This is a genomic window from Kitasatospora sp. NPDC058243 (assembly GCF_042882025.1).
Taxonomy (GTDB): Bacteria; Actinomycetota; Actinomycetes; order Streptomycetales; family Streptomycetaceae; genus Kitasatospora.
In genome coordinates this window covers 37,569-63,617 of record NZ_JBHVWW010000055.1, presented here as the reverse complement: position 1 = coordinate 63,617, position 26,049 = coordinate 37,569, and the positions used below count along the sequence as shown (strand labels likewise).

The 26,049-nt window shown below is 74.3% G+C and carries 24 protein-coding genes; 12 read left to right on the top strand and 12 right to left on the bottom strand.

The window, feature by feature from the left end; translation table 11 throughout:
- Window positions 1-78 precede the first annotated feature (78 nt).
- From ACFVX9_RS28935 to ACFVX9_RS28920, 4 genes are all read right to left on the bottom strand, one after another.
- A complete protein-coding gene (locus ACFVX9_RS28935) occupies window positions 79-738 on the bottom strand; it encodes a zinc ribbon domain-containing protein (protein WP_380481983.1) in 660 nt (219 codons plus the stop codon).
- Window positions 739-981: 243 nt separating this feature from the next.
- A complete protein-coding gene (locus ACFVX9_RS28930) occupies window positions 982-1,230 on the bottom strand; it encodes a hypothetical protein (RefSeq protein WP_159398582.1) in 249 nt (82 codons plus the stop codon).
- A 138-nt stretch (window positions 1,231-1,368) separates the two neighbouring features.
- Entirely contained in the window at window positions 1,369-2,370 is a 1,002-nt protein-coding gene (lepB, locus tag ACFVX9_RS28925; RefSeq protein ID WP_387984304.1) for a signal peptidase I, read from the bottom strand.
- Between the two features lie 68 nt (window positions 2,371-2,438).
- Window positions 2,439-3,035 carry a helix-turn-helix domain-containing protein gene (locus ACFVX9_RS28920; RefSeq protein WP_063350727.1) on the bottom strand — a complete coding sequence of 199 codons (597 nt, stop codon included), beginning with the start codon at window positions 3,033-3,035 and terminating at the stop codon, window positions 2,439-2,441.
- A 95-nt stretch (window positions 3,036-3,130) separates the two neighbouring features.
- Between ACFVX9_RS28920 and ACFVX9_RS28915 the strand changes: the two genes are divergently transcribed.
- Window positions 3,131-3,487: a hypothetical protein gene (locus ACFVX9_RS28915; RefSeq protein WP_380481979.1), complete on the top strand. Its 357-nt coding sequence runs from the start codon at window positions 3,131-3,133 to the stop codon at window positions 3,485-3,487.
- Window positions 3,488-3,604: 117 nt separating this feature from the next.
- Here ACFVX9_RS28915 and ACFVX9_RS28910 read toward each other — a convergent pair whose 3' ends face one another.
- The 3 genes from ACFVX9_RS28910 to ACFVX9_RS28900 all read right to left on the bottom strand — a co-directional run bounded on the left by ACFVX9_RS28910 (window position 3,605) and on the right by ACFVX9_RS28900 (window position 8,078).
- On the bottom strand, window positions 3,605-5,182 hold the full coding sequence (locus tag ACFVX9_RS28910; RefSeq protein ID WP_387984303.1) for a hypothetical protein: 1,578 nt from the start codon (window positions 5,180-5,182) through the stop codon (window positions 3,605-3,607).
- Between the two features lie 414 nt (window positions 5,183-5,596).
- The gene (locus ACFVX9_RS28905) at window positions 5,597-6,418 is read right to left on the bottom strand and encodes an SDR family NAD(P)-dependent oxidoreductase (protein WP_380428792.1); all 822 of its coding nucleotides are present in this window, start codon (window positions 6,416-6,418) and stop codon (window positions 5,597-5,599) included.
- Between the two features lie 490 nt (window positions 6,419-6,908).
- Window positions 6,909-8,078 (bottom strand): magnesium and cobalt transport protein CorA, encoded by a 1,170-nt coding sequence (locus tag ACFVX9_RS28900; protein WP_387984301.1) that lies wholly within the window; start codon window positions 8,076-8,078, stop codon window positions 6,909-6,911.
- 458 nt (window positions 8,079-8,536) lie between these two features.
- On the opposite strand from ACFVX9_RS28900, the gene ACFVX9_RS28895 reads away from it, so the two are divergent.
- Entirely contained in the window at window positions 8,537-9,874 is a 1,338-nt protein-coding gene (locus tag ACFVX9_RS28895; RefSeq protein WP_380376731.1) for an FAD-dependent monooxygenase, read from the top strand.
- 91 nt (window positions 9,875-9,965) lie between these two features.
- Here the strand turns inward: ACFVX9_RS28895 and ACFVX9_RS28890 are convergent, their stop codons facing one another.
- Complete coding sequence (locus ACFVX9_RS28890) at window positions 9,966-10,865, bottom strand: RimK family alpha-L-glutamate ligase (RefSeq protein WP_387984300.1); 900 nt, start codon at window positions 10,863-10,865, stop codon at window positions 9,966-9,968.
- A gap of 256 nt (window positions 10,866-11,121) precedes the next feature.
- On the opposite strand from ACFVX9_RS28890, the gene ACFVX9_RS28885 reads away from it, so the two are divergent.
- A complete protein-coding gene (locus ACFVX9_RS28885; RefSeq protein WP_387984299.1) occupies window positions 11,122-12,723 on the top strand; it encodes an ABC-F family ATP-binding cassette domain-containing protein in 1,602 nt (533 codons plus the stop codon).
- A gap of 68 nt (window positions 12,724-12,791) precedes the next feature.
- Here the strand turns inward: ACFVX9_RS28885 and ACFVX9_RS28880 are convergent, their stop codons facing one another.
- Entirely contained in the window at window positions 12,792-13,628 is an 837-nt protein-coding gene (locus ACFVX9_RS28880) for a methyltransferase domain-containing protein (RefSeq protein ID WP_387984297.1), read from the bottom strand.
- 306 nt (window positions 13,629-13,934) lie between these two features.
- On the opposite strand from ACFVX9_RS28880, the gene ACFVX9_RS28875 reads away from it, so the two are divergent.
- Both ACFVX9_RS28875 and ACFVX9_RS28870 read left to right on the top strand, forming a co-directional pair.
- Window positions 13,935-14,717 (top strand): methyltransferase domain-containing protein, encoded by a 783-nt coding sequence (locus ACFVX9_RS28875; protein WP_387984296.1) that lies wholly within the window; start codon window positions 13,935-13,937, stop codon window positions 14,715-14,717.
- Window positions 14,718-14,770: 53 nt separating this feature from the next.
- Window positions 14,771-15,223, top strand: a complete 453-nt coding sequence (locus ACFVX9_RS28870; protein ID WP_380481969.1) for a hypothetical protein — start codon at window positions 14,771-14,773, stop codon at window positions 15,221-15,223.
- A gap of 87 nt (window positions 15,224-15,310) precedes the next feature.
- Here ACFVX9_RS28870 and ACFVX9_RS28865 read toward each other — a convergent pair whose 3' ends face one another.
- Together ACFVX9_RS28865 and ACFVX9_RS28860 are read right to left on the bottom strand one after the other, a co-directional pair.
- The gene (locus tag ACFVX9_RS28865) at window positions 15,311-16,429 is read right to left on the bottom strand and encodes a DUF6745 domain-containing protein (RefSeq protein WP_380481967.1); all 1,119 of its coding nucleotides are present in this window, start codon (window positions 16,427-16,429) and stop codon (window positions 15,311-15,313) included.
- A 199-nt stretch (window positions 16,430-16,628) separates the two neighbouring features.
- Window positions 16,629-16,955, bottom strand: a complete 327-nt coding sequence (locus ACFVX9_RS28860; RefSeq protein WP_063350717.1) for a hypothetical protein — start codon at window positions 16,953-16,955, stop codon at window positions 16,629-16,631.
- A gap of 201 nt (window positions 16,956-17,156) precedes the next feature.
- Here ACFVX9_RS28860 and ACFVX9_RS28855 point away from each other — a divergent pair, with 201 nt between their 5' ends.
- The 7 genes from ACFVX9_RS28855 to ACFVX9_RS28825 all read left to right on the top strand — a co-directional run bounded on the left by ACFVX9_RS28855 (window position 17,157) and on the right by ACFVX9_RS28825 (window position 24,140).
- A complete protein-coding gene (locus tag ACFVX9_RS28855) occupies window positions 17,157-18,113 on the top strand; it encodes an STM4015 family protein (RefSeq protein ID WP_387984294.1) in 957 nt (318 codons plus the stop codon).
- 77 nt (window positions 18,114-18,190) lie between these two features.
- On the top strand, window positions 18,191-19,132 hold the full coding sequence (locus ACFVX9_RS28850) for an STM4015 family protein (protein WP_387984292.1): 942 nt from the start codon (window positions 18,191-18,193) through the stop codon (window positions 19,130-19,132).
- A 15-nt stretch (window positions 19,133-19,147) separates the two neighbouring features.
- Entirely contained in the window at window positions 19,148-20,287 is a 1,140-nt protein-coding gene (locus ACFVX9_RS28845) for an STM4014 family protein (RefSeq protein WP_387984290.1), read from the top strand.
- 47 nt (window positions 20,288-20,334) lie between these two features.
- Window positions 20,335-21,252 carry an STM4013/SEN3800 family hydrolase gene (locus tag ACFVX9_RS28840; RefSeq protein WP_387984307.1) on the top strand — a complete coding sequence of 306 codons (918 nt, stop codon included), beginning with the start codon at window positions 20,335-20,337 and terminating at the stop codon, window positions 21,250-21,252.
- Window positions 21,249-22,580: an STM4012 family radical SAM protein gene (locus ACFVX9_RS28835; protein ID WP_387984289.1), complete on the top strand. Its 1,332-nt coding sequence runs from the start codon at window positions 21,249-21,251 to the stop codon at window positions 22,578-22,580. Before ACFVX9_RS28840 ends, ACFVX9_RS28835 begins: the two co-directional genes overlap by 4 nt.
- Window positions 22,577-23,539 (top strand): STM4011 family radical SAM protein, encoded by a 963-nt coding sequence (locus ACFVX9_RS28830; RefSeq protein WP_387984288.1) that lies wholly within the window; start codon window positions 22,577-22,579, stop codon window positions 23,537-23,539. Before ACFVX9_RS28835 ends, ACFVX9_RS28830 begins: the two co-directional genes overlap by 4 nt.
- A 220-nt stretch (window positions 23,540-23,759) precedes the next feature.
- The gene (locus ACFVX9_RS28825) at window positions 23,760-24,140 is read left to right on the top strand and encodes a VOC family protein (RefSeq protein WP_387984287.1); all 381 of its coding nucleotides are present in this window, start codon (window positions 23,760-23,762) and stop codon (window positions 24,138-24,140) included.
- Window positions 24,141-24,235: 95 nt separating this feature from the next.
- Here ACFVX9_RS28825 and ACFVX9_RS28820 read toward each other — a convergent pair whose 3' ends face one another.
- Window positions 24,236-25,846, bottom strand: coding sequence for a YDG/SRA domain-containing protein (locus ACFVX9_RS28820; RefSeq protein ID WP_387984285.1), 1,611 nt, complete (start codon window positions 25,844-25,846; stop codon window positions 24,236-24,238).
- Between the last annotated feature and the right edge of the window lie 203 nt (window positions 25,847-26,049).

The window sequence follows — 26,049 nt, the reverse complement described above, 5'->3', positions numbered from 1 at the left end:
ATCCTGATCCGCAGGCGCCCCGCCGTCGCGAGGTGCATGGGGTGCGTGGGGTGCGCAGTGTGCGCGGGGTCTGCGGGGTCAGCGCCTGGTGCCGCAGCCCGGGCAGAACGCCGCGCCCTCCGGGATGTCCTGGTGGCACTGGCCGCACTGGGTCGGCTGGGCGAGCCGGTGGCCGCAGCCCGGGCAGAACGGCGTGCCGTGCGTCTCCGCCGAGCACTGCGGGCAGACGAGCTGGCGCGGCGTCCGCACGTCGAACTCGGCGCCGGACTGCTGGCCCTGCTGGTAGGAGCGGTCGGACACCATGTCGTTGAGGCCGCGCCGCTGCGCCGCCATCGCCTCGGCCGCGGTGTCCGGGGCGCAGTCGTGGCACAGGCCCTGGCCCGGGTCGAAGCAGCGGCCGCAGACGTAGTGGGTGCAGCGGGCGCAGCGGTTGAAGTGCACCTGGGCGTTGGTGATCGCGCGCTGGAAGGCGGCGTCGCGCGCGTTGCCCCAGGTGTGGCCGGCCAGGCCGTCGGCGGCGTTGCTGATGGTGTTGGCGTTGCCGCCGATGAGGTTCCAGGCGGCGCTGACGCCCTTGCCGATCCAGCCCGCCACCTGGCCGGTGGTGAACGCCTCGAACGACGAGCGCCAGGTGTCGGAGCAGCGGTAGCAGGAGAACTCGAACTGGAAGCCCGCGCCGGTGCCGTGCTGCTCGCACAGGTCGCGGTAGTTGCTGCTGAAGTAGATCTCGGAACTCACGTCGTCCCCGGTCGATGAAGTGGCATGTCGGCGGCCCCGGGCCCCCCAAGGTGCCGACACGGATGGGGCGGGTCACGGGGGCGCTGCACAGAATCGCACATGCCGTCATATTTTGTGAATCTCTTATGGACAACGCCTCTATGGACAACGCCTCGTGATCGCCGCACCGAGGGACGTCCGAACCCACCGGACCGGTTCCGGTCACGCCGGTACCGGTTCCGATCGGAACCGGCCGACGCCTCCTCAGAGCCCGGCGACCGGCAGCAGCAGGACCCGCGCCGGGTCGAACCGCTCCCACCCGGCCGGCCGGCCACTGCGGCTCACCCGCAACCGGCACCACCGCTGCCCGGCCGAGTCCTGCCACCAGCCGCTGATCCGCCCGGACGCCCAGGTGCCGCCGCCGAGGTCCACCTCGACCGGCTGGTACACCCACTGGACGTCCGGGTCCGCCGGCTCCCCGACGGCCACAGGACTGCGCCGACTCTCCACCACGGTTCCGCCTCCCGACCCGGCCCCGACGCGCGGCCTCCCCGGTCGGGCGGCCACGCGACCAGGCGTGCAGCTCACCCCGGAAACTCTACAGGCGTGTAGAGAATCGCGGGAGGAGTTCCGCCGAAGCCCTCACCCGGCTCAGCGGCGACCCCGGCGCGCGCCACGGCGGCGGCGCCACAGGGCGAACGGCACGACGGCGGCCAGCCCGAGCGCGTCCGGCGCCGACGGCGCCTCCACCGGCGCGGCCGCGCCCGCCGGCACCTTGCCGAAGGTGTCCGGGACGGGCAGGGTGGACCAGTCCGTGAGCGGCCACGCGACGACGAAGGCCCGGCCGATCACGTTCCCCACCGGCACGAAGCCGTCACCGGTCTCGTTGTGGTGCGGGCGCGAGTCCCGCGAGTTGTTGCGGTGGTCGCCCATCACCCAGAGCTTGCCCTTGGGGACGGTGACGGTGCCCACCGGGTCCTGGTCGCAGGGCGCCGAACCGGGGAACAGGTACGGCTCGTCCAGCGCGACGCCGTTCACCTTCAGCGGGCTGCCCGCCTTGCACTCGACGGTGTCCCCGCCGACCGCGATCACCCGCTTGATCAGGTCCTTCTCGTCCGCCGAGGGCATCAGGCCGACGGTGCTCAGCACCTTCTGGACCGAGCTCATCACCGAGCCGTCCGCGTGCGTCGGCGCGCTCTCCAGCCAGCCGCCCGGATCACGGAAGACCACCACCTCGCCGCGCTCGGGCTCGGCACCGAACCACGGCGTCAACTTGTCGACCAGCACCCGGTCGCCGATCGCCAGGGTCTGCTCCATCGAACCCGAGGGGATCGAGAAGGCCTGGACGAAGAAGGTCTTGATGCCGAGCGAGAGCAGCAGGGCGATCACCAGCAGAATCGGAAGCTCCTGCCAGAACGGGCGCTTCTTCCGCCCGCTCTTGGCGTCCGGCTCCGCGCCGCCGACGCCGTCGGCCCCACCGGTCGGACCGCTGCCGCCGCTCCCGTCGCCGCCGGAACCACCGCCGGCCCGGCCGGCGCCGCCGCCGGGGGCCTCGAAGGCCCCCGCCGCGCCCGGGACTTCGGGCGCACCCACCGCGCCGCGCTCCCCGGTTCCACCGCTCTCGCCGGACTCCGTACTCTGCTGGACACTCATCTTCTCGGCCCCTCCCGACGGCCTGGCGGGAGACCGGAACGGAAAACCCCCGCTGTCAGGGAACGAACCTACCGAACGGAGGTTCCCGGGCGCGCCCTGACATGGATCCGCTCACCCTGAGGACCGAACAGACTGAGGAACTCCACCGGCTGCGGCCCGGCGTTGCCGAAGGCGTGCGGGGTCCGGGTGTCGAACTCGGCGGCCTCACCGGCCGTCAGCACCAGGTCGTGCGAACCGAGCACCAGCCGCAGCCGGCCGGACAGCACGTACAGCCACTCGTGACCCTCGTGCACCTTCAGCTCCAGCTCGGGCTCGGTGCCCCGGCCGGGCGGCATGATCTGCTTGAAGGCGTGCAGACCGCCGAGGTGGCGGGTGAGCGGGATGATGGTCTGGCCGTTCCTGGTCACCGGGCGGGGATGGACCCGGGGGTCTCCGGTGGCCGGGGCGCCGACCAGTTCGTCCAGCGGCACCCGGTACTCCCGGGCCAGCGGCAGCAGCAGTTCCAGGGTCGGCTTGCGCTGCCCGGACTCCAACCGGGACAGCGTGCTGAGCGAGATCCCGGTGGCGGCGGCCAGTTTGGCGAGGGTGGTGCCGCGCTCGCGTCGCAGGGCGCGCAGCCGGGGGCCCACCGTGGTGAGGACGTTCTCGAAGTCTTCGTCGGCCATGCCTGCCATTCGCCGGGACGGCAAGGGCGTTTGTCAAACCGGCACACCGGTGCACGGGCGCGCGGGCCCGTCCGCGCGCCCTATGCTGTCCGGCCATGCGCATCCACCTCACCCGGGACAGCGTCGCGGCCGGCGACGACGCCGACGCCCCGCACCCCGCGGCGCTCACCCTCCCCGACGGCCTCGACCTGCCGCAGGCGCTCGCCGCCCTCGGACTCCCCCGGCCGTACCTGCCCCTGATCGGCGGCGGCCGCGCCAGCTGGATCCTGCGCACCGGCGACGGCGCGCCGCTCGCCGTACTCGCCCAGCAGTGGCCGTGCGCCCGGCCGCTCCCGGGCGCCCGGGGCCCGCTCGCCCGCCTGGCCGGCCCGGACGGCGACGTCCGGCTGCACGCCGAGTACCGGCGCCAGCTGGACCCGGACGCCGAGTACGACCGGCTCGCCGCCGACTGAGGCCGGGGGCGCCGGAGCCCGGGCGCACCAGAGCCCGGGCGCACCGGAGCCCGGGCGCACCGGAGCCCGCCGGGGGTTTCGCCGACGCCCGTCCGGGGCGTAACCGGCTGCCGGCGGCTACCGGTACTCGCGCAGGCGCGGTCGGACACCCAGCGCGGTGAGCGCGAGCGCCGCCGCCAGCGCGCCCGCGGCCAGGGCCGCCGTGCCGGCGTCGAGGTCGCCGTCGGTCGCGGCGACCGCCGAGTCCATCGCCTTGGCGTTGACCGCGATGGTGTCCCCGATGGCCGTGCTCAGCTGGTCGAAGTCGTAGTTGGACTGCCCCTGGGAGAGGCCGGTGTTGAGCGTCACCGCCTCCTTGAGCCGGCCCTCGTCGCGCAGCGCGCGGATCTTCCGGTCGTCCTGCTGGTACTGCTGGAAGGCGGCGAGCACCCGCTCGGCGGCGTCCTGCTCGCCGGGGAAGGTGATGTTGTGCAGTTCGGTGCCGAGGTAGCCGCCGAAGGGGACGGCCGTGTGGTCAGCGCGGTGCCGGGCCGCGGCGGCCGCCAGCTGGGCGTTGTAGTCGGCGAGGGTGGCGCCGTCCAGGCGGGCGATCGCCTGGGTCTTGTCGAGGAAGCTCTGCTCGTAGGCGGCCGCGCGGGACGGGTCGGTGAGGTAGCGGCTCTCGTCGGCGTTCAGGTCGAAGGCGACGGCACGGGCGCGGCTGAGCGCGATCACCGAGTCGTAGGCGTTGCTCTTGGCGGTCACCAGGTGGTCGTCGGCGCGGCTGACCAGGTGCAGGCCGATCGCCAGCACGACGGCGGTGAGCAGCGTGACTGCGGCCAGCACCGGGTTGACGACGCGGTGGTAGCGCACCGCCAGGACGCGCTGGAGCCCGAGCAGCGCGGCGAGCGCGAGCAGGCCGACCGCGAGCAGCCACCACCAGCCGCTGCCGAGGGCGTCGCGGCGCTCGGTGTAGACCTGCTCGACGGTGGCCTCGTTGGCGGCGGTGACCTGGTCGGCGGCGGGCAGCAGTTGCTGGCGCAGCAGGTCGGTGGCCTGGCGGTAGGCGTCCAGGGCGGCGGGCGAGGGCTGGCCGGCCGGGGCCTTGGCCTGCTCCTCCAGCAGCTGGGCGCGGGCCACCAGGGCCTCGTAGCTGCCGAGCCGGCCGAGCACCTGCTGGACGGCGCGCTGGCCGGCCGGGTCGGCGGCCGCGGCCTGGGCGGCCTGTTGGAGGTCGCCGTCGGCCTGCGCGCGGCGCTGCTCGTAGGTGTCGAGGGTCTGCTTGCGCAGCGTCGTGTAGTCGGGGTCGGCACCGACCAGCAGCAGGTTGGCAGCCTGGGCGTCCATGTCGCTGAGCGCGAAGTAGAGGTCGGCGGCGCGGGTGGCCTGCGGGGCGGCCCGGTGGCCGATGGTGTCGGTGCCGTCGCGGGCCCCGCCGAGGACGGTGGTGGCGGCCGCGCCGAGGCCGATCAGGGCGGCCAGGCTGAGCGCGGTGAGGCCGCGGACCAGGCGCGGGGTGGTCCAGTAGGCGCGGCCGCCGACCGTCCGCGCGCCGTGCCGGAGCCGGGCCAGGGGGCTCGGGCGGGGGGCCGGGGCGGCCGTGGCCGGGGCTGGGGCCGTGGCCGGGGCTGGGGCCGGTTCCCCCGCCTGATCGGGTTCCGTCCCCGGGGCCGTCTCCCCCGTGGTGGCCGTCGTGCCCGCTGCCGAGGTGGTCATGGCCGCACGTTCCTCTCCCCCGTTGTACGGTCCGCCGGGGTTTCCTGCTGAAACCGGAGCAGAACCGTTTCTCTCCGCCGGGCGACGCTAGTGCCGTGCCACCTGCGGGAAGCCGCCCCCTGACGGCTCCTTGACGCCGCCGGGCGCCGTTCTTGACGCATCCTTAGCGACCGTCCCCGGCGCCCGGCGGTGCCCGCCGGTTCGCGGCGGCCCTCAGCGGTTCGCGGCGGTGATCGGCGGTGGTGAGTGGTGATGGGTGATGGCGATGGGTGATGGCGATGGGTGGTGGGCTGCGGTGGTGGGCGGGTCAGCCCTGCCCGGCCCGGCGGCCGCGGTTCGCCGTGTTCTTCCGCCGGGCCCTCTTCTTGCGGGCGCGCTTGGACATCGTGTGCTCTCCGCTTCCGGGGAAGGGCTTCAAGCGGCCTGGCCGACCAACTGGTCCGCCAGCTTGACCAGGCGCTTCAGCGAGCGCTCCTCCTGGGCGGCCTGCGCCACCGGCGCCACCGAACCGCCGTCGTAGTAGGCGCCGTTGGCGACCGCAACGTCCGGCAGGCAGAGCCGGACGACGGCCGCCGCGCCCTCCACCGCCGGCGCGCCGGCCCGCCCGTACAGCGGCAGCAGCGCCGTGTCGCACAGGCCCGGGTTGAGGCTGACGGCGGTGATGCCGGAGCCGGCCGGGGCCATGTCGGCGGTCGCCATGGTGAGCGCGAGCTGCGACTGCGCGTACGCGGCCACCCGCGAGTACCTCTTCACCCGGTGCGGGTCCGACCAGTTCATCGACGCCGTCCGGTGCAGCGAGGACGAGACGTTGACGATCCGGGCGTCGCCGGACGCCGAGAGCGGCGCCCGCAGCAGCCTGGCCAGCAGGTGCGCGGCCAGGAAGTTGACCTGCAGCGAGACCTCGTTGCCGTCGTCGGTCAGCGTGCAGCGCTCGGGCGCCAGCGCGGCGGCGTTGTTGACCAGCAGGTCCAGCGCCGGGTAGTGCTTGACGACCGTGCCGGCCAGCACCGCGACCTCCGAGAGGTGGGTGAAGTCGGCGGCCAGCTCGACGAGTTGGTCCCGGCGGGCGCCGGCGTCGACCAGCCGGGCGACGGCCGCCTCGGCCTCCGGGGTGGTCCGGGCGTGCACCAGCACGGTGGCACCCAGCCCGGCGAGCAGCCGGGCGGTCTCCCAGCCGATGCCGGAGGAGGCGCCGGTGACGAGGGCGGTACGAGCGGACAGGACGGATTCGGACATGACCGTTCCCAGGGTGCGGGGCACCGCCGGCCCTGTCCGGGCCGGGGTGCGGGCTCAAAAGACCTGATGAGATGCGGAACTCGCGCGCCCGCCCGCACCCCGCGCCGATCGGACGACGGGGCGGGGCGGGGCGCGGCACGTGCCGTGCCCTCCGGCGGGGAGGCGCGGATCAGCGCACGGCGATGGCGGCCGCGGCGACGCGGACCGGCGGCCGCGGATGCGGCGGGCGGTCGTGGTGGCGTGCCGGGCGGTTCATGCTCCTCATCCAACCGGCGGGCGCGGACCGGGGCAAGCGCCGCACCGCCGCCCTGACGAATCCCTGACGCCGGGCGAACAGCCGTGCGGTCGGCGCCGGTTGCGGCAGCCGGTCAGTGCTGCCTGCGCGGGGCCGCGCCGGCTTGCGGCGGCACGGCGGAGCCGGTCGCGAGCACCGCGCCCGAGCCGGACCGCGCCGCGCCCCGCACCAGCCGCGCCCCGCCGCGGCCCGCCGTCAGAGCCAGTTGCGGCGCTTGAAGACCACGTACAACCCGGTGCAGACCAGCGCCATCAGCCCGACCGCGAACGGGTAGCCGAACGCCCACTTGAGCTCCGGCATGATCTCGAAGTTCATCCCGTACACGGTGCCGATCAGCGTCGGCGCGAAGAGGATCGCCGCCCAGGAGGAGATCTTCTTGATCTCGTCGTTCTGCACGTGCCCGGCCTCGGCGAGCTGCTTCATCTCCTCGTTCTGCCGCTGCGAGACCAGCGTCGCGTTCACGGTCAGGATGTTCTGCAGCATCTGCCGGAAGCCGTCCACCCGCTCGGCGGCGTAGGTGGCGTGGTCGGCGACGTCGCGCAGGTAGCGCTGCAGCTCGTCGTCGGTGCCGTACTTGCCGAAGCCCGCCTCCAGGCTCTTCATGATCTCCAGCAGCGGCCGGGTGGCCCGTTGGAGCTCGATCACCTCGCGGGACAGCTCGTAGATGCGCCGGGAGACCTGCGGGTCGCCGCCGAACACCTCCGTCTCGATCTCGTCGATGTCGTGCTGGAGCCCGGCGATCACCGGCGCGTAGCCGTCCACCACGGCGTCCAGCACCGCGTACAGCACCGCCTCCGGGCCGAGCGCGAGCAGGTCCGGGTCCGTCTCCAGGCGGCGGCGCACCGCGGACAGGTCCGGTGCCTGCGAGTGGCGGACGGTGAGCACGAAGTCGGGGCCCACGAAGAGGTGGATCTCGCCGAAGTCGACCTCCTCCGCCTCGTCCAGGTAGCGCGCGGCGCGCAGCACCACGAACAGCGTGTCGCCGTAGCGCTCCAGCTTCGGCCGCTGGTGGGCGACGATGGCGTCCTCGACGGCCAGTTCGTGCAGGTTGAACCGGTCCGCCGCCTCCAGCAGCTGCGCCTCGGCGGGGCGGTACAGGCCGATCCAGGCCATCGCGCCGGGCCGGTCGGGCAGTTCGCGGTAGATGTCGGCGAGGTTCGCCGGTGTGTCGATCCGCCGCCCGTCCCGGTAGACCGCCGCGTCCACCACGGAACGCTCCAGGGTGACCGGCTCGACGGGCTGGTCGGGCCGCGGATCCATCGAGTGCTCCGGCGCCGGCTGCGCGCCGGCGGGTCCGGAGCCCCCGGCGGGGCGGGAGAACGGACGCTTGCTCGCGCGCACGGCGCGCACACGCCAGTCGGACATGGCGGGTACCTCCACGGTGGGTGCCCGGTCGCCGTCCGGGGACGGCGGGCCGGAGGCGCCCGGCCGGCCACCACGCGCACGGCGCGACCGGCGGCACCCCGTCGAGGACGAGGTCAGCGCCGCGTGGGAGCCGTACGGGAGGAGGAACGCCGGGTGCCGCGAATGGTGCGGGACAACCGGGGGCGGGGCCGACTTCGACCCGGACTACTGCACTCCACGGCTCTCACCTCCTCGGCTCCGCGCGCCCGCGCACCGGAAGGGGGGCCTGCACAACTCCCGCCGAGTGTAGTACCCGCTCCCGGGTGCCTCCCACCGCCCGCCCCCGGGGGCGCCGCGCGACAGTGTTCCGGACCGGTCGTGCGCCCGGCGCGTTCGGGCACCAACGGCCGCCCGTGTCCTGCCCGTTCATCCCGCCGATGCAATTACGGGGCCGCCACCGCCCGACTACGCTACGTGTCATGACTTCTTCGGAAACGGCCCCCGGGCGGGGCACGGCGGTGGTGATCGGCGGCGGGCTGGCCGGCACGGTGGCGGCCTGGGCCCTACGCGGGTTCGCCGAACGGATCGTGGTGGTGGAGCGGGACCGCTACCCGGCGGAGCCCACGTTCCGGGCCGGGGTGCCGCAGGGCCGGCACGCGCACCTGGTGCTGGAGGCCGGGCACCGGGCGCTGGAGGAGATGATGCCCGGCATCAACCAGGAACTCACGGAGGCGGGCGCGACGAGGGTCGCCGTCTCGGGCGATCTGAAGTGGCTCAGCTCGGCGGGGTGGATGGCGCAGTACCCGGCGCAGCTCGCCTTCCTCTCCTGCACCCGGCCGGTGCTGGACAAGGCGGTGCTGGACCGGGTCCGCGCCGAGCCCTCGATCGAGTTCCTGGAGGGCGCCGACGTGGTCGGCCTGCTCGGGTCGGCCCGCACGGTGACCGGCGTCAAGGTCCGCGACCGCGGGCCCGAACGCAGCGAAGTCCGGGAGATACCGGCCGAGTTGGTGGTGGACGCGGCCGGCCGCACGACCTCGGTGCCGGACTGGCTGGCTGAGCTGGGCCACCCGCCGGTGCCCGAGGAGCGGGTGGACGCGGGCGTCGCGTACTCCTCCCGGCTGTTCCACCGCCCGGCCGGCGTCGACATCGGCTACAAGGCGATCTACGTGCAGACCAAGGCCCCGGACGCGCCCCACCTGGGCGTGCTGCTGCCGGTCGAGGGCGACCGCTGGATCGTCAGCGTCGCCGGCATGCGCGGCGCCGAACCCGAGCCCGGCGAAGCCGGGTTCACCAAGCAACTGGCCCGGCTGCGCGACCCGAGCATCCGCGAGGCGCTCCAGCAGGCCGAGCCGGCCGGCGAGGTGCGCGGCTTCGTCCCCGGCCCCGGCATCCGGCGGCACTACGAACGCAGCGCCCCGGACGGCCTGGTGGTGGTCGGCGACGCCGCCAGCACCTTCAACCCGGTGTACGGGCAGGGCGTCACCGTCGCCCTGTTCTGCGCCCGGGAGCTGCGCCGCACCGCCCTGCGCCACGGCGGCATCGGCCACGCCACGACCCGGGACGCCCGGCGCGCGATCGCGGCCGTCTCCAAGAACCCGTGGGTGATGTCCTGCACCGAGGACGTCCGCTTCGCCGCCACCACCGGCGGACCCTCCGGCGCCCTGCTCGCGCTCCAGCACCGCTTCCTCGACAAGGTGCTGGCCGGCGCCGCCCACAACCCGGCGGTCACCGCCGCGTTCCACGAGGTGATGTCGCTGGTCGCCCCGCCGACGCTGCTGTTCCGCCCGTCGCTCCTCGCCGCCATCCTGCGGAGCTGACCGGCCAGGGACGTGCCCGGCCGCCGACAGGCCTCCTTCGCCAGCCGCCGGCCCGGGGCGCGCCCGGCCGCCGCGCGCCCGGCCGGAACCGTCAGACGGGCTCCAGGTGCGCGGCCACGTACGGCACGGCGACCTGCTCCAGGGCGCCGCGGCCGAACGCCGGGTGGACGTTGACCTCGAAGACCACGCCGCCGCTCTCGGCGGCGAGGTCGACACCGGCCAGCGGCAGGCCGAGGCAGGCGACCGCGCGGATCGCCAGGTCCGCGAGGCCCCGGGGCAGTTCGGCGGCGGCGAGCGGGGCGGAGACGGCGCCGCGGCTCTCGTTGCAGGGGGCGTCCGGATCCGCCTGCACGTGTTCGACCACCCGGACCACCCGGCCGTCGAGCACCACCACCCGGTACTGGTGGCGGCGGCCGTCCGGGGTGAAGTTGCGGGCATCCCGGGCGATCAGCCAGTCAGCCCCGTCATGCTCGTAGTGCCGTGCGGCGGAAGCGAGTTGGGCGTGGGTGGTGACGTGGAAGACGTCGTCGCCGCCCATCCCGACGCAGGGCCGGGCCCAGACGTCGCCGCCGAGCCGGTCGAAGGCCTCGGCGGCGGCCCGCAGGCTCGGCCGGGACAGCGAGACGGTCGGCATGTGCGCGACGCCGTCGCGGGTGAAGCGGGCCACCGTGAGGTCCTTCTCGGTGGCCGCCCGCCAGGCCTGCACATCGGTGCCGAGCGAGCGGGCGCCGTGTGCGCCCAGCAGCCGCTGGAAGGGCGCGAAGTCGCGCCGCCGGTGCGGCGGGATCTCGTAGACCACGACGGCGTCGGCCGCCACGCTGCGGCCGTCCGCCTCCAGGCGCAGCCCGCCCCCGTCGTCGGGGCGGATCCGGCCGCCCCCGCCGGTCATGAAGTGCCGGGCGTCGAGCAGCACGGGCGCCCGGCCGGTGAGGGCCCGGGCGGCGACGGCGAGGACGTCGCGGCTTCCTTCGGTCGAACTGTGATCAGTCAAGAGAACGAGCTCACGTCGACCCATGCGGGTCATGGAAGCGCGGGGCCCGCGCCCCGGCAAGGGGGCCCCACGAGCCAACACCCGCCCCACTGGCCGAAACCCGCGCGGACGCGGTGCGCTCCCGCCGGCAATTCGGATGCGGACGCTCCACCCGCCCCGCTACCCTGGGCCGCATGTCTACGCCCCGAATTTCCTAGCCGACGGACCCGCCTCCACACCACCCGTGTGTCCGTTCGCTGTTTCGGAGCGTTATCCCATGATCACCACCCGTGGTGTCGACCTGCGCGTCGGCGCCCGCCTCCTGCTGTCCGACATCACCGTTCACATCGCCCCCGGCGACCGGATCGGCCTGGTCGGCCGCAACGGCGCCGGCAAGACCACCCTGCTCGCCACCCTCGCCGGACAACTGCCGCCCGCCGCCGGGACGGTCACCCGCACCGGCCCCGTCGGCTACCTCCCGCAGGACTCCCGCGCCGCCGACCCGTCCGCCACCGTCACCGACCGCATCCTGTCCGCCCGCGGCCTGGCCACCGCCGTCCGCGCGCTGCGCGCCGCCGAAGAGGCGATGGCGCAGGCCGACGCACCGCACGAACAGCGCCGGGCGATGGACGCCTACACCCGCGCCGAGGCCGAGTTCCAGTCCCGGGGCGGCTACGCGGCCGAGGCCGAGGCCGCCCGGGTCGCGGCCGGCCTCGGACTGCCCGCCCGGGTCATGGACACCCCGGTCGGCACCCTCTCCGGCGGCCAGCGCCGCCGGGTCGAGCTGGCCCGGATCCTCTTCGCCGACCACGGCACCCTGCTGCTCGACGAACCCACCAACCACCTCGACGCCGACTCCGTCGCCTGGCTGCGCGGCTTCCTCGCGGCCCACCAGGGCGGGCTGGTCCTGATCAGCCACGACCTCGGCCTGCTCGCCGACACCGTCAACCGGGTCTTCCACCTCGACCCGCAGCGCGCCGCGATCGACGTCCACAACACCGGCTGGCGGGCCTACCTCGGCCAGCGCGCCGCCGACGAACGCCGCCGCACCCGGGAACGGGCCAACGCCGAACGCAAGGCCGCCGCCCTGCACGCCCAGGCCGACCGGATGCGGGCCAACGTCGCCACCGCCACCAGCGCCCGCAGCATGGCCCGCCGCGCCGACCGGATGCTCGCCGACCTCGAACCCGCCCGGCAGGCCGAACGGACGGCCCGGATCCGGCTGCCCGAGCCCGCCCCCTGCGGCCGGATGCCGCTCGGCGCGATCAGCCTCGCCAAGGCCTACGCCGGCCGCCCGGTGCTCACCGGCCTCGACCTGGCCGTCGACCGGGGCAGCCGGATGGTCGTGCTCGGCCTGAACGGCGCCGGCAAGACCACCCTGCTGCGCATCCTGGCCGGCCACGAGAGCCCCGACACCGGCCGGGTGGTGCCCGGCCCGGGCCTGCGGCTCGGCTACTTCGCGCAGGAGCACGACACCCTCGACCCGGCGCGCAGCGTCCGCGACAACCTCGCCCAGGCCGCGCCGCACCTGAGCGACGGCGAACTGCGGCACGTCCTCGGCGCGTTCCTGTTCCGCGGAGACGACGCCGACAAGTCGGCCGGGGTCCTCTCGGGCGGTGAGAAGACCCGGCTGGCGCTGGCCGGCCTGGTCCACTCCGGCGCCAACGTCCTGCTGCTCGACGAGCCCACCAACAACCTCGACCCGGCCTCCCGGGCGGAGGTGCTGGCGGCGGTCGGCACCTACCCGGGCGCGATCGTGATGGTCACCCACGACCCGGGTGCCATCGAGGCCCTGCGGCCCGACCGCGTCCTGCTCCTCCCGGACGGCGACGAGGACCTGTGGCACGACTCCTACCTGGAGCTGGTCGCCCTGGCGTGAGCGGCGCCGCCTGACGCCGCCGCGCCCCTCCGGTATCCCCGGCGGGGCGCGGCCGGGCCCGAGCCGTCCTACGGCTTGCGCGCCTCGATCAGGAAGCGCGCGGAGTGGGCGACGAACGGCCCCTCCGTCCGGATCAGGGCGTCCAGTTCACGCAGCCGGTCCCGGTAGGCCGCCACGGTGAAGCCCGGGACCATCCAGATCACCTTCCGCAGGAAGTACACCACCGCGCCGATGTCGAGGAACTCCATCCGGAGCCGCTCGGAGCGCAGGTCCACCACCTCCAGCCCGGCGTCGCGCGCGGCGGCGCTCTCGTCCTCCGGGCGGCGCGCCCGGCGTGCCTCGGGCTGCGGGCCGAGGAAGTACTCGACCAGTTCGAACCCGGACGCCGGCCCCACGTGCTGGGCGCAGTAGGCGCCGCCGGGCCGCAGCACCCGGGCGATCTCCGACCACCAGGCCTTCACCGGATGACGGCTGGTGACCAGGTCGAAGGCCCCGTCGCCGAACGGCAGCGGCGGCTCGTCCGGATCCGCGACCACCACCACGCCCAACGGGTGCAGCAGGCCGGTGGCGCGCGCGACGTTCGGCGGCCAGGACTCGGTGGCCGCCATGGTGGCCGGAAGCGCTCCGCGCTGCGCGGGGGCGGGCGTCCCGGGGGTGGGCTGCCCTGCGGTGGGCTGTCCTGCGACGGGCTTCGCAGCGGCGAGCCGGGCCGCGCCGGCCAGCACCTCGCCGCCGCCGGTCTGAATGTCCAAGGCTGCCGAGGCCCGACCCAGCCGCTCGGCCAGCAGCCGCTGGTAGCCCCAGGACGGCCGTTCCTCGGTGGCGCGGCCGGCGAGCCAGGAGAAGTCCCAGCCGTCCACGGACACCGCCTCGGCCTCGGCGATCAGCTCTTCGAAGGTGCGCATACCGGCATCATCCCGGTGGCCCGCCCGCCCGGCGAACCGTTTGACCCTCCGGGTCATCCCCTCGTACCGCAGGGCGGTTCCCCGGACCACGAGCAGACCGCCTGCCGTGATCAGCCCGTTCACCGGCTCCGAACCGCCGCCCCATCGTTCCCCGCCCTCGGAAAACCGGTGTCCGCCCCCGGTACGGCTGGGCGAGGATGACGGCGTGACGAACGAGCAGGCGAGGGCCCCGCCTACCACCTCGCCCACGTCAACGCCCGTCGTGCCCGCTCTTCACCCCTCTCGCCACCGTGGAGTCCCGACGCCATGACCTCCTCACCGCAGTCCCCCGTCGGCCGCTTCTACGACGAGTTCGCGGCCGGGTACCACCTCCTCTACCCCGACTGGGACGCCTCCGTCGCCCGCCAGGGCGCCAGCCTCGACGCCCTGATCCGCGCCGGCCTCGGCGATCGCCCGGTCGACGTCCTGGACTGTGCGTGCGGCATCGGCACCCAGTCCCTCGGCCTCGCCGCCCTCGGCCACCGCGTCACCGGCACCGACCTCAGCCCGGCGGCCGCCGCCCGGGCCGTCACCGAAGCCGCCCGACGGGGCCTCCGTCTCCCCACCGCGGCCGCCGACATGCGCGGGCTCCCCTTCGCCGACGCCCGGTTCGACGTCGTCGTCTGCGCCGACAACGCGCTCCCCCACCTACTCACCCCCGAGGAGGTCCGCACCGCCCTCACCGAGATGCGCCGCGTGCTGCGCCCCGGCGGCCTGCTCCTGCTCACCATCCGCCCCTACGACGACCTGCGCCGCTCCCGCCCGGCCTCCACCCCACCCCAGACCACCGAACGCGACGGCCGACGGTCCGTCATCTTCCAGCTCTGGCACTGGCACGAGGACGGCGAGCGCTACGACCTGGAGCTCTTCCACCTCACCCCCGATGCCACCGGCCAATGGCAGACCGACATCCGTCGCTCCACCTACTGGGCCCTCACCCAGTCCCAGCTCACCGCCCTCGCCTCCGAGGCCGGCCTCACCACCTCCCACTGGCAACCACCCGCCCGAACGGGCTTCTTCCAACCCGTGTTCATCGCCCGCGCCCCCTGACCCTGGCCGACCCCGACGACTGCACGATCCACACCGGCCGGGACAATTCCGGGGTGCTATTGACATGGATCGCCGAAATAGCGGACGAACCGCTGGTGCTGGAGCCGAGCGACCGGCGGGTCGAGTGGCGGACCAACACCTGGTACCTGAGTGCGGAGGATGAGGACAAGCAGTCCTTGTCCGTGACCGAGGTGGTCGCCGCCTTCGAACGAACCGCTCAGGCCATCCGGCACCGTATCCACGCGCTGGGCTTCGCCGGGGTGGCGACCTTCTACGTGTGGCACGACGAGCAGGTCGATCAACTCCGCTGCTCCACCGGATCGGTGGCCGTCGACGAACTGCCGTTCGGCGGCACCTACCTGCCCTCCGACGACCTCGTTCCGGTCGTCGAGGGCTTCCTGAGCGGCCGACAGCCAGCCGGGACCGACCCGTCGGACCAGACCGCGCCCAACGCCATGGCCCCCTTCCCCGTCTGGGTCCGCAACGTCGGACCGACCTCACGCTGACCTGTCCCGCACCCCGCCGAGGGGCAGCCCCGAGATCGGCTGGCCGAGATGCGCGGCTCAGCGGCCTGCGCCGGGGGTCCGGGCCGGTCAGGTCTCGCGCTGCGGGTGGTACTCGGACTCGGGTATGCCGAAGGTCCAGGCGACCCCGGCGCGGGCGGTGCGGGTGCTCGGCGGGACGCGCAGCCAGTAGGTGCGGAAGGTGCCGTCGGGCTCGGCGGTCGAGTTGACGACCTCGACCATGACCACCGGTTCGTCGTCGGGCAGGGTGATCCGCCAGAGCACCCCGGTCTCGTCGCGGTGGATGGGCTCGGCACCGGAGTCGGCCAGGTAGCGCTCGTAGCCGTAGTGCTCCAGCAGGACACGGCGCAGTTCGGCGTTCTCCTCGGTGCGGATCCGCTCGACGGTGACGTCGGCCAGCCCGGCCAGGAACTCGGCGGGCACGGGCATGCCGCGCCAGGCGTGCAGGGCGAAGCCGTCGGCGTACTCCAGGGCGGGGCCGTCCGCCCGGTCGAGCCGCCCGGCCTCGTCACGGTGCAGCGCGACGGGGCGCTCGCTGACCAGCGCGACGTCCTGGTACGGCCACCACCAGCCGGCCTCGCGGGCCACCCCGGCGAGCGGCGCGACGGCCTCGGCGCTGCCCCCGGCCGTGTCGGAGGCGGCCTCGAAGGCGGCGAACCAGGGAGCGTCGTGCTGGCCGCGCACGGCGTCGAGCAGGGCGAGCCGGACGGTGGTGCGCCGGGCGCGGGCGGCGGCGGCCGCGTCGTCCGAGGCCTCCTCGCGGTCGGCCTCGGGGGCGAGCCGGTCGAGGACCGCCGTGCGGGTGCGGTCGGCGAGCGGGGTGGTGACCGGGCCGAGCTCGCCGCCGGTGAGTGCCCAATGCGCCGCCCACCCGGCCGCGCCGACCTCCTCGACGGCCCGCCGCCGGGCCTGTTCCCAGGGCCCGGTGCGCACGGCCTCGCGTACGCTCACCGCGCCGGCGGCCCGCAGCTGCAGCGCCGCCTCGGCGGCGGCGAACGGCGAGCCGAACCAGCGGACGGCCGTGGGCTCGGGCAGCCCGGCCGCCCGGTAGGCGGCCCGGACCGCGTGCTCGGCCGCCGACCGGTCGGCCGGGCCGGTGGCCGCCGCGGCGGCCCGCCAGCGGGCCGTCACCTCGGCGGGCCCGGCCGTCACCGCGCCCGCCGGGCGGTCAGGGATCGTCGTCTCCATCGTCTGCTCCGTTCCCGGCCGGGCTCCCCGCCCGGCCGCCTGCTTCCGTTCCGTTCGGCACTGCGCGTTCCACGCTGCACGTTCCGCGTGGCACACCGCGCCCGCCCACCCGTCTACCGGCTGTCTGCCATCGCCCGGCACCCGGCCACCCGCCCGTCGGCCGGTCCGTCAGCCGTCGGCCCGTTCGTCGGGCCCTGCGTCAGTCCGCGACCACCCGCACTGCGCCCGGGGTGTACTCGCGCTGGCGCACCACCCGGTACCAGCTCTTCGGCAGCGGTATCGCCGCATGCTCCTCGTGCACCACCCGGCCGCCCTCGGGCAGGTGCAGCCAGCCCGCGCCGAACGGACCGGCCTCCCGGCGCAGTTCCCCGGGACCGACCACGGCGTGCGCGTGGCCGGTGACCTCCCCGAGGGCCAGCACCATCCGGCCCCGGCCGTCCCGGGGCTGGACGGCCAGCGCGGCCACCCGGGGCGGCACGGCACCCTCCTCGACCGGCACGATCAGCACATCGCCCTGGCGGTACATCAGTCCTCCCTCGCCGTACGGCCGGACCCCGGCGACTGCCGGAATCCCGGGCTCCACCGCGCTGTTCGCGGTCACGTTCCGGAGCCACGACCAGAACGTAGAGCAAGGGTCTGACAACGCGCCCGGCCGGCCACCCGGCCACCGGATTGTCGGACCCGGCTGGTAGACACGTGTTCGGCCCCGACCCCTGAGGAGCAGCGCATGACCGTCAACCACCACATCGAGCAGTTCCACGGTCTCCCGGTCTTCGACTTCGTCCAGGCCCTGGACGAGGCCGCCGACGGCGGCGACGCGGCAGCCGTGGCCCTGCCGGAGCCGGCGTCGGCAGCCTGGCGGATCGGCCTGCACTACGAGTCCGAGGAGGCCTTCACCGAGCGCTGGCGGCAGTTCCTCGACACGGTCGACACCGAGCGCGTGACGGCCGTGGTGATCGGCCCGTGGTTCTCCGACGAGCCGGAGCAACTCGACGCCGCCCTGGCCGCGATCGTCGAGGCGGCGGACCGGCTGCCCGCGCTGCGGGGGCTCTTCGTCGGCGACGTCACCTACGAGGAGAGCGAGATCTCCTGGTTGGAGATGTGCGATGTCACCCCGCTGCTGACGGCCTACCCCGAACTGACCGAGCTGGTGGTGCGCGGCGGCAGCAACCTGGAGCTGACACCCGTGCGCCACGAGGCGCTGCGAGCGCTGCGCTTCGAGGCCGGCGGCCTGCCGGCCCCGGTGGTGCGGGCGGTGGCCGGCTGCGACTTCCCCGCCCTGGAGCGGCTCGAACTCTGGCTCGGCGTCGACAACTACGGCGGCGACGCCACGCTGGACGACCTAGCCCCCTTCCTGGACGGCACGCGCTTCCCCGCGGTGCGCCATCTGGGCCTGCAGAACAGCGAGTTCGAGGACGACATCGCGGCCGCCGTGGCGCACGCGCCCGTGGTGGCCCGGTTGGAGTCGCTCAGCCTCGCCATGGGCGTACTGACCGACCAGGGCGCCACCGCCCTGCTGGAGGGCCAGCCCCTCACCCACCTGCGCGCCCTCGACCTGCACCACCACTTCCTCACCGGGGAGGTGCAGCAGCGCCTCACCAAGGCCCTGCCGGGCGTCGAGATCGACCTCTCCGAGGCCGGAAAGCCCGACGACCGGTGGCGCTACGTCGCCGTGGCCGAGTAACCGTCACCGACCGCGCGCCCGACGCCGCCGCACCACCACACCGACCAGCCCACCACGCCCATCCGTCTGGAGCCGACATGACCGTCTCCCTCCACCCCGACCGCTTCCACGACCTCCCGATCCGCGACTTCACCCCCGACGACGGCACCCGCACGCCGCCCGCCGCCGGCTCGGTCGCCTGGAGGCTCGCCCTGGACTACGACGCGAAGCACGACTTCGCGCAGCTCTGGCAGACCTTCCTCGACACCGTCGACCCTGGCGGAATCCGCGCCCTGGTGATCGGCCCCTGGTGGCACGGCGGCTACGTCCCCGTGGCCGCCACCGTCGCCGCCATCGCCGCGGACGCGGAGCGCCTGCCCGCCCTGGAGGCGCTCTTCCTCGGGGACGTGACCTACGACGAGTGCGAGATCTCCTGGATGGAGATGGGCGACGTCACCCCGCTGCTGACGGCCTTCCCCGGGCTGACCGAGCTGACCGTCCGCGGCGGCACGGACCTGAGCCTCCAGCCGGTGCGGCACGACCGGCTGACCGCGCTGCGCTTCGAGGCCGGCGGCCTGCCGGCCCGGGTGGTGCGGGCGGTGGCGGGTTCCGAGCTGCCGGCGCTGGAGCGCCTGACGCTCTGGCTCGGCGTGGACGAGTACGGCGGTGACGCCACGATCGACGACCTCGGGCCCTTCCTGGACGGCGCCCGCCTCCCGAGCCTGCGCCACCTCGGGCTGGCCAACAGTGAGTTCCAGGACGAGATCGCCTCGGCCGTCGCGCACGCGCCCGTGGTGGCCCGGCTGGAGTCGCTCGACCTGTCCATGGGCGTGCTCTCCGACGAGGGCGCCGCCGCCCTGCTGGAGGGCCAGCCGCTCACCCACCTGCGCGCCCTCGACCTGCACCACCACTACCTCAGCGAGGAGCTGCAGCAGCGCCTCACCGAGTCCCTGCCCGGGGTCGCGCTCGACCTCTCCGAGGCCGAGGAGCCCGACGAGGACGAGGACGACGGGGACCGCTACGTCGCGGTCGCCGAGTAGGCGGGTGACGGCACGATGACACCGCAGCTGACCGTCCTCGGCAATCCCGGGCACCGACGGGTGACGCTGTTCGCCGCCGCCGCCCGGGCCGCCGGGCTGCCCGAGCCCGCCGTCCTGCCCTGGCTGGACGTGCTGCGCGGCGACTACCGGCTGCCCGAGGACGGCCTGCTGCGGATCGAGTCGCCCGGTGAGGAGGCCCTGGTCGACGAACTGCTGCGCGGCCCGGCGCTCGGCCCGTCCTACGCGCCGACCCGGGTCGAGGGCACGGCCGCCTGGTACGCGGGGGTGACGGCCGCGCTGCGCGAGCTGGCCGGACGCCCCGGCGTACGGCTTCTGGGCGATCCGGAGGAGATCGCCGTGATGTTCGACAAGCGGCGGGCGCACGCGCTCCTCGCCGCCGCCGGGGTGCCGGTACCCCGGGCGCTGGGCGGCGAGGTCACCGGCTGGGAGCAGTTGCGCGGGCGGCTGGCCGCGGCCGGCCTTCGCCGGGTCTTCGTCAAGCCCGCGCACGGCTCCTCCGCCTCCGGGGTGACGGCCCTGCAGTTCGGGCCGCGCGGGCAGGTCCTGGCCACCACGTCGGTCGAGCTGGCCGACGGGCTGCTGCACAACTCGCTGCGGGTCCGCCACTACCGCAGCGAGCGGGAGGTGGCCGAGATCATCGACCGGCTGGCACCGGACGGGCTGCACGTCGAGCAGTGGATCCCGAAAGCCGCGCAGTCCGGCCGCTCGGCGGACCTGCGCGTGGTGGTGGTCGCCGGCCGGGCCACCCACGCGGTGGTGCGCACGAGCGCGCAGCCGATGACCAACCTGCACCTCGGCGGCGCCCGGGGCAGCCTCGACCTGGCGCGGGAGGCCGCCGGGCCCGCATGGCCGGCCCTGCTGGAGACGGCCGAGCGCGCGGCGGCCTGCTTCCCCGGCTCGTTGATGGTCGGGGTCGACGTCCTGCCCACGGCCGGCTGGCGGCGCGCCCTGGTCGGCGAGGTCAACGCCTTCGGCGACCTGCTCCCCAACCTCACCGGCCTGCCCGGCGGCCCCGCCGAGGGCCTCGACACCTACGGCGCCCAGATCGCCGCCCTCACCGGGGCCACCGGCCGCACCACCCGAACGCCCCTCCCCACCCCGACGGACCACCAGATCACGGAACCCTCCCGATGAACCACCAGACCTCCCCCCACACCCAGGCTCCCGCTCCGGCCCCCGACATGAACGCGGTCGTCGGCACGCACGACCTGCTGCTCGTCACACTCGACACGCTCCGCTTCGACGTCGCCGAGGAGCTGGCCGCCGCCGGCCGGATCCCGCACCTCGCCGCCTTCCTCCCCGGCGGCCGCTGGGAGCGCCGGCACGCGCCCGGCAGCTTCACCTACGCCTCCCACCAGGCGATCCTGGCCGGTTTCCTGCCCACCCCGGCCTCCCCCGACGGCCCCCACCCGCGCCTGTTCGCGGCCCGCTTCGCCGGCTCCGAGAGCACCGCCCCGCGCACCTGGGTGTTCGACGCACCGGATCTGCCGACCGCCCTCGCCGCCGCCGGGTACCGGACGGTCTGCATCGGCGGCGTGGGCTTCTTCAACAAGCAGGGCCCGCTCGGCTCGGTGCTGCCCGGCCTGTTCCAGGAGAGCCACTGGGAGCCCGGGATGGGCGTACCGTCCCCGACGTCCTTCGAGGAGCAGGTCGCCCGGGCGGAGCGGGTCGCCGCCGAACAGCCCGCCGGGCAACCGCTGTTCCTGTTCCTGAACGTCTCGGCACTGCACCAGCCCAACTGGTTCCACCTGCCCGGCGCCACCCGTGAGCACGGCGACTCCCGGGCCAGCCACGCCGCCGCCCTGGAGTACGTGGACGCCCACATCGGCCGGCTCTTCGCGGCGATGAGCGCCCGCCGCCCCTGCTTCGCGATCGTCTGCTCGGACCACGGCACGGCGTACGGCGAGGACGGCTACACCGGGCACCGGATCGGCCACGAGGTGGTCTGGACCGTCCCGTACGCCCACTTCACGATCCCCGCAGCCGTCCCCGATGCCGCCCCCGCAGCCGCAGCCGCAGCCGCCTCAGCTTTCCCTGCCCCCGCTGCCGTCCCTGCCACCGTCACAGCCATCGCCGCCACCACCGAGGAGCGCGCATGACCACCGCACCCCCGCGCCCCGACTCGCCCTACCAGTCCTACGTCTACGCCTACCCGCACAAGACCGCCTACCGCCCGCTGCCGGAGCGCCCGGGGCTGCGCGAGCTGTGGGCCGGCGAGGCACAGGACGCGCTCTCGCTCTACCTGCACATCCCGTTCTGCGAGGTCCGCTGCGGCTTCTGCAACCTGTTCACCAGGATCGGCAGCCCCGAGGGCCTGACCACCGCGTACCTGGACGCCCTGGAGCGCCAGGCGGTGGCCGTCCGCACCGCTCTGGACGAGGGCGCGCGCTTCGCACTGGCCGCCTTCGGCGGCGGCACGCCCACCTATCTGACGGCCGGCGAGCTGGAACGGCTGTGCGACATCGCCGAGCGGCGGATGGGCGCCGACCTGCGGGCGATACCGCTCTCGGTGGAGGCCTCCCCCGCCACCGCGACCGCCGACCGGCTGGAGGTCCTGGCCGCCCGGGGCACCACCCGGCTGAGCCTGGGCATACAGTCCTTCGTCGACGCCGAGGCCCGCTCCGCCGTGCGCCCGCAGAAGCGGGCCGAGGTGGAGGCCGCCCTCGACCGGATCCGTGCCGCCGGGTTCCCGGTGCTCAACATCGACCTCATCTACGGCATCGACGGCCAGTCCGAGGCCAGTTGGCTGCACTCGCTGGACGCCGCGCTCGCCTGGCAGCCCGAGGAGCTGTACCTCTACCCGCTCTACGTGCGCCCGCTCACCGGCCTGGCCCGGCGCGGCGAGCAGGAGAGCCACTCCGTCTGGGACACCCGCCGGCTCGCGCTCTACCGCACCGGCCGCGACCACCTGCTGGCCCACGGCTACCAGCAGGTGTCGATGCGGATGTTCCGCCGCGCCGCTTCCCCGCAGGCCGGGGCGAGCGAGTACGCCTGCCAGACGGACGGCATGGTCGGCCTGGGCTGCGGCGCCCGCTCCTACACCTCACGGCTGCACTACTCCTTCGACTACGCGGTGAACGCCACCGAGGTGCGCGGAATCATCGACGACTTCGTCGCCACCGAGGACTTCCACCACGCCGAGGTGGGCCACCGGATGAGCGGCGAGGAGCCGCGCCGGCGGCACCTGGTGCAGTCGCTGCTCCAGGCCGAGGGCATGCCGCTGGCCGACTACCGGGCCCGCTTCGGCAGCACACCGGCCGCCGACTTCCCGGCGGAGCTGGCCGAGTTCACCGCCCGCGGCTGGCTCGCCGATGACCAGGACCGCCTGGTGCTCAGCCCGGAGGGCCTGGCGCACTCGGACGCGGCCGGGCCGATGCTGTTCTCGCCCGAGGTCCGGGCCCTGATGACGGCGTACGAGGCGAAATGACCTTCCTCGGCCTGCCGTCCACCACCCCGCCCGCACCGCGCACACCGACCGCGCCAACCGCAGAGACCGACGCGACCGACGCGACCGACCGTGGGCGCGACCTCACCCTGCTCTACCGTGGCCCACTCGCCTCCTGCGACTACGACTGCCCCTACTGCCCGTTCGCCAAGCGCCGCGACACACCCGACCAACTGCGCGCCGACCGCGCGGCCTTGGAGCGGTTCACCGGCTGGGCGGCCGGACGGGCGGGCAGCGGCGACACCCTCGCCCTGCTGTTCACGCCCTGGGGCGAGGGCTTGGTGCGGTCGTGGTACCGGCGGGCGCTGGTCGAGCTGAGCCGGCTCCCGCACGTACGCCGGGTGGCGATCCAGACCAACCTCAGCTGCCGGACCGACTGGCTTGCCGAGGCCGATCCCGACACCCTCGCGCTCTGGGTGACGTACCACCCCGGCCAGGTCACCCGGGAGCGTTTCCTCGCCAAGTGCCTGGAGCTGGACGCCCTGGGCGTGCGCTACAGCGTCGGCGTGGTCGGCCAGCCCGAGCACCTGGCCGAGGCCCGCCGGCTGCGCGCCGAGCTCGCCGCAGGCGTCTACCTCTGGGTCAACGCCGCCGAGGGCCGCACCTATACCGACGCCGAGGCCGCGGACTGGGCGGCCGTCGACCCGCACTTCGGCTACAGCCGGCACGCCCACCCCAGCGCCGACCGCCCCTGCCGCACCGGCGAGTCCGTGCTCTCCGTGGACGGCGACGGTACCGTCCGCCGCTGCCACTTCGTCCGGGACGTTCTCGGCAACCTGTACGACGGCTCCTACCGCACCCAACTGCGGGCGCGCGACTGCCCGTTGCCGGTCTGCGACTGCCACATCGGCTACGTCCACCTGGAGACCCTGCCGCTGTACGAGCTGTTCGGCGCCGGCGTGCTGGAGCGGGTGCCGCACGCCTGGCCGCAGCGCGGCTGAGGCCGGGCGGCGGGACGCGACAACCCGATTGCCGGACGGGGCCGCCACCCGTGAAAGCACACGAACGACCGTGCCGGCCCTCCGCGCCCCGCTCGACCGCACCTCTCCGAGCGCGGCAACACCCGGCAATCTCCCGCACACGCCCCGCCGCCGCCCACCGCCCCCGTGGGCGCCCGCCCGCCGACGTCCCTAGCCTGGAAGCAGGAGGAGGCGAAGCACCATGCTTGGAGACGCACCACTGCAGGCCGTCATCCCCGCCGCCGACCTCGCCCGCGCGAGGAGTTTCTACACCGACACCCTCGGCCTCAAGCTCGCCGAGGAGACCGACGAGGAACTGGTCTGCGACTGCGGCGGCACCCAGTTCACGATCTACCACACCCCCAGCGGCGGAAAGGCCGCCCACACCCTCGCCAGCTTCAAGGTCGCCGACCTCGACAGCGCGATGTCCGCCCTGCGTGAGCGCGGCATCACGTTCGAGGAGTACGACTTCCCCGGGCTGAAGACCGTCAACGGCATCGCCGAACGCGACAACCTGCGCGCCGCCTGGTTCAAGGACAGCGAGGGCAACATCCTCTGTCTGGCCCAGTCCGTCAGCCAGTAGCACGATCCCCCCAGCCCCGCCCTCGGCTCAACCCGCTGCCCCGCCCGTTCACCACGAGCAGACGGGGCGGCGGCCGAGATGACCGGACGGGAGGCTCAGCGCATGCCCTCGTGCCGGGGAACCCCGTGCCGCAGCCGATGCTCCGCGAGGCGCTTCCGGTCGACGACGTGATCCGGCGTCTCCCGCAGCCGGCCCAGCACGGAGCTGTCGTCGCGGCTCACCACCGTGAGGTCGTCATTGACGATCAGCATGCCGAAGTCGAACAGCACGTGGTGGTTGGCACACAGGCAGAGAACGTTGTCGACGGTGTCCGATCCGTAGTGCGGACTCCCCAGGGGCGTGATGTGTGCGGCCTCGGCGTAGGCGCCGCCCGGGACCGCCATGCGGACGCCGCACAACTGACAGGTGTAGTCGTGCGCACGTTTCACGTGGGTGGCGATCGCGGTGTTCCGGACGACGCGCACGACCGATGTCGCGGATCGGACGGGCCCCGCCTGCCCGACGTCCTCACCCTTACCCTTCCGGACGTCTTCCGCCTGACCCGCCTCCCGACCATCCTCATCCGTCGGAGCCGTCACCCGATCCGATACCCGGGCGACTGCCGCGGCCTGTTCGGCCGGGGGAAGGGCTACCAGGCGGAACCGCCACACGAGGAAACCGCCGGAGGAGTTCTCGGACCAGAAGTCCTCGACCCGGAAGAGCCCGTCGTAGCGGTAGAAGGAGCGGGTCGCGGTGGTGACTCCCCGGACCACGCGAACCGGGGCCCCGGTCGCCGCGCTCGTCGCCAGGGCCGCGTTGCCGCGCGTCAGCTGCTGGTTCCGGGCCGGCTGCCCCGTCTGCGGGCTCCGCCCGCCCTCCCCGGTGTAGAGGATCACGTCACCGAGATCCTCGTCCTCCTCGTACCCACCGGAGACCACGATCGATTCCGCGCCGAGTTCTCGCAGACCGCAGATACCGGCCTGGAGCGGCCGGTGCACGCCGGCGAGCGAGAGCGTCCGCCGGTTGTCGAACTCCTGGCCCAGCCGTACGCCCGGCACCGGCCCGATGCCGTCGGGGAACGGGCCGAACTCGACCGGCGCCTGCCCTTCCGGGAGGGCCGTGGCCAGTTCCCTGACCCTCGCCCGCTCCTCCTGCCGCGCCGTCTGGGCGCGGAAGAGCACTTCCCCGATGAGGGTGTCCCGGGTGGCCGCCAGCCAGGCGCTGTCATCGGCGCGCAGCGCGGACAGCCCGTCGAAGAGTTCGCGAAGCCGCGACTCCGTCGGAATGGTCCGTCCGTCCAGGTAGGAGTCGAGCGTTCGCGCGCTCAGGTCGCAGTGGCGCGCCACCCGTTCGGTCGACGGGTCGCCGACCTTGCTCCACAGTCCGCGCAGCGCGCGGGTGAAGTCCTCCTCCTCGGGTGTGCGGCCCGCCGTCGCCGCGCCCTGCCGCCGGGCCGCCTCCGCGAGGCCTTCCTCGGCGGCTCGTCGCCGGTCGTGCCACTGCCGCCGTTCGAGCTCGCTGCCGCTGCCCCACGCCTCGACCATGGCGTCCAGGTTCTTGGCGCTCGGCAGGCGGGATCCGTTCAGGGCGGCGTAGACCGCCGTCCGCGAGGCGCCTAGCGCGACGACCGTCTCGACCGTGCCCCGGGACCGTTCCTTGAGTTCGCGGAGCTCGCGGGCGAAGGAGACCAGCGGGCCCGTTCCACTCAGCGGGAGCCTGCGCGCCATATCCCCACCGTGAGATTCCTCACAGTTCCTCTCCCATTTCCTGTGATGCGGGTCATATCGTCGACGTCAGAATGCCTCTGACCTGGACCAACATCAACTTTTTCAAGTCCCGCGATGTTTTCTGCGGTTTTTCGGCCTTCCACGGCTCTGTCATCGTATCCACTGTCGGTACGAGCCGTACGCCCCACAACGGAGCGACGGCT

Coding starts and splice junctions, on each gene's coding strand:
- ACFVX9_RS28895 (WP_380376731.1), top strand. CDS start 8,537: ATGACTTCTTCGGAAACGGCCCCCGGGCGGGGCACGGCGGTGGTGATC.
- ACFVX9_RS28850 (WP_387984292.1), top strand. CDS start 18,191: ATGACCGTCTCCCTCCACCCCGACCGCTTCCACGACCTCCCGATCCGC.
- ACFVX9_RS28900 (WP_387984301.1), bottom strand. CDS start 8,078: ATGTCCGACTGGCGTGTGCGCGCCGTGCGCGCGAGCAAGCGTCCGTTC.
- ACFVX9_RS28820 (WP_387984285.1), bottom strand. CDS start 25,846: ATGGCGCGCAGGCTCCCGCTGAGTGGAACGGGCCCGCTGGTCTCCTTC.
- ACFVX9_RS28830 (WP_387984288.1), top strand. CDS start 22,577: ATGACCTTCCTCGGCCTGCCGTCCACCACCCCGCCCGCACCGCGCACA.
- ACFVX9_RS28860 (WP_063350717.1), bottom strand. CDS start 16,955: ATGTACCGCCAGGGCGATGTGCTGATCGTGCCGGTCGAGGAGGGTGCC.
- ACFVX9_RS28845 (WP_387984290.1), top strand. CDS start 19,148: ATGACACCGCAGCTGACCGTCCTCGGCAATCCCGGGCACCGACGGGTG.
- ACFVX9_RS28920 (WP_063350727.1), bottom strand. CDS start 3,035: ATGGCCGACGAAGACTTCGAGAACGTCCTCACCACGGTGGGCCCCCGG.
- ACFVX9_RS28885 (WP_387984299.1), top strand. CDS start 11,122: ATGATCACCACCCGTGGTGTCGACCTGCGCGTCGGCGCCCGCCTCCTG.
- lepB (WP_387984304.1), bottom strand. CDS start 2,370: ATGAGTGTCCAGCAGAGTACGGAGTCCGGCGAGAGCGGTGGAACCGGG.
- ACFVX9_RS28865 (WP_380481967.1), bottom strand. CDS start 16,429: ATGGAGACGACGATCCCTGACCGCCCGGCGGGCGCGGTGACGGCCGGG.
- ACFVX9_RS28855 (WP_387984294.1), top strand. CDS start 17,157: ATGACCGTCAACCACCACATCGAGCAGTTCCACGGTCTCCCGGTCTTC.
- ACFVX9_RS28880 (WP_387984297.1), bottom strand. CDS start 13,628: ATGCGCACCTTCGAAGAGCTGATCGCCGAGGCCGAGGCGGTGTCCGTG.
- ACFVX9_RS28875 (WP_387984296.1), top strand. CDS start 13,935: ATGACCTCCTCACCGCAGTCCCCCGTCGGCCGCTTCTACGACGAGTTC.
- ACFVX9_RS28915 (WP_380481979.1), top strand. CDS start 3,131: ATGCGCATCCACCTCACCCGGGACAGCGTCGCGGCCGGCGACGACGCC.
- ACFVX9_RS28825 (WP_387984287.1), top strand. CDS start 23,760: ATGCTTGGAGACGCACCACTGCAGGCCGTCATCCCCGCCGCCGACCTC.
- ACFVX9_RS28835 (WP_387984289.1), top strand. CDS start 21,249: ATGACCACCGCACCCCCGCGCCCCGACTCGCCCTACCAGTCCTACGTC.
- ACFVX9_RS28840 (WP_387984307.1), top strand. CDS start 20,335: ATGAACGCGGTCGTCGGCACGCACGACCTGCTGCTCGTCACACTCGAC.
- ACFVX9_RS28905 (WP_380428792.1), bottom strand. CDS start 6,418: ATGTCCGAATCCGTCCTGTCCGCTCGTACCGCCCTCGTCACCGGCGCC.
- ACFVX9_RS28910 (WP_387984303.1), bottom strand. CDS start 5,182: ATGACCACCTCGGCAGCGGGCACGACGGCCACCACGGGGGAGACGGCC.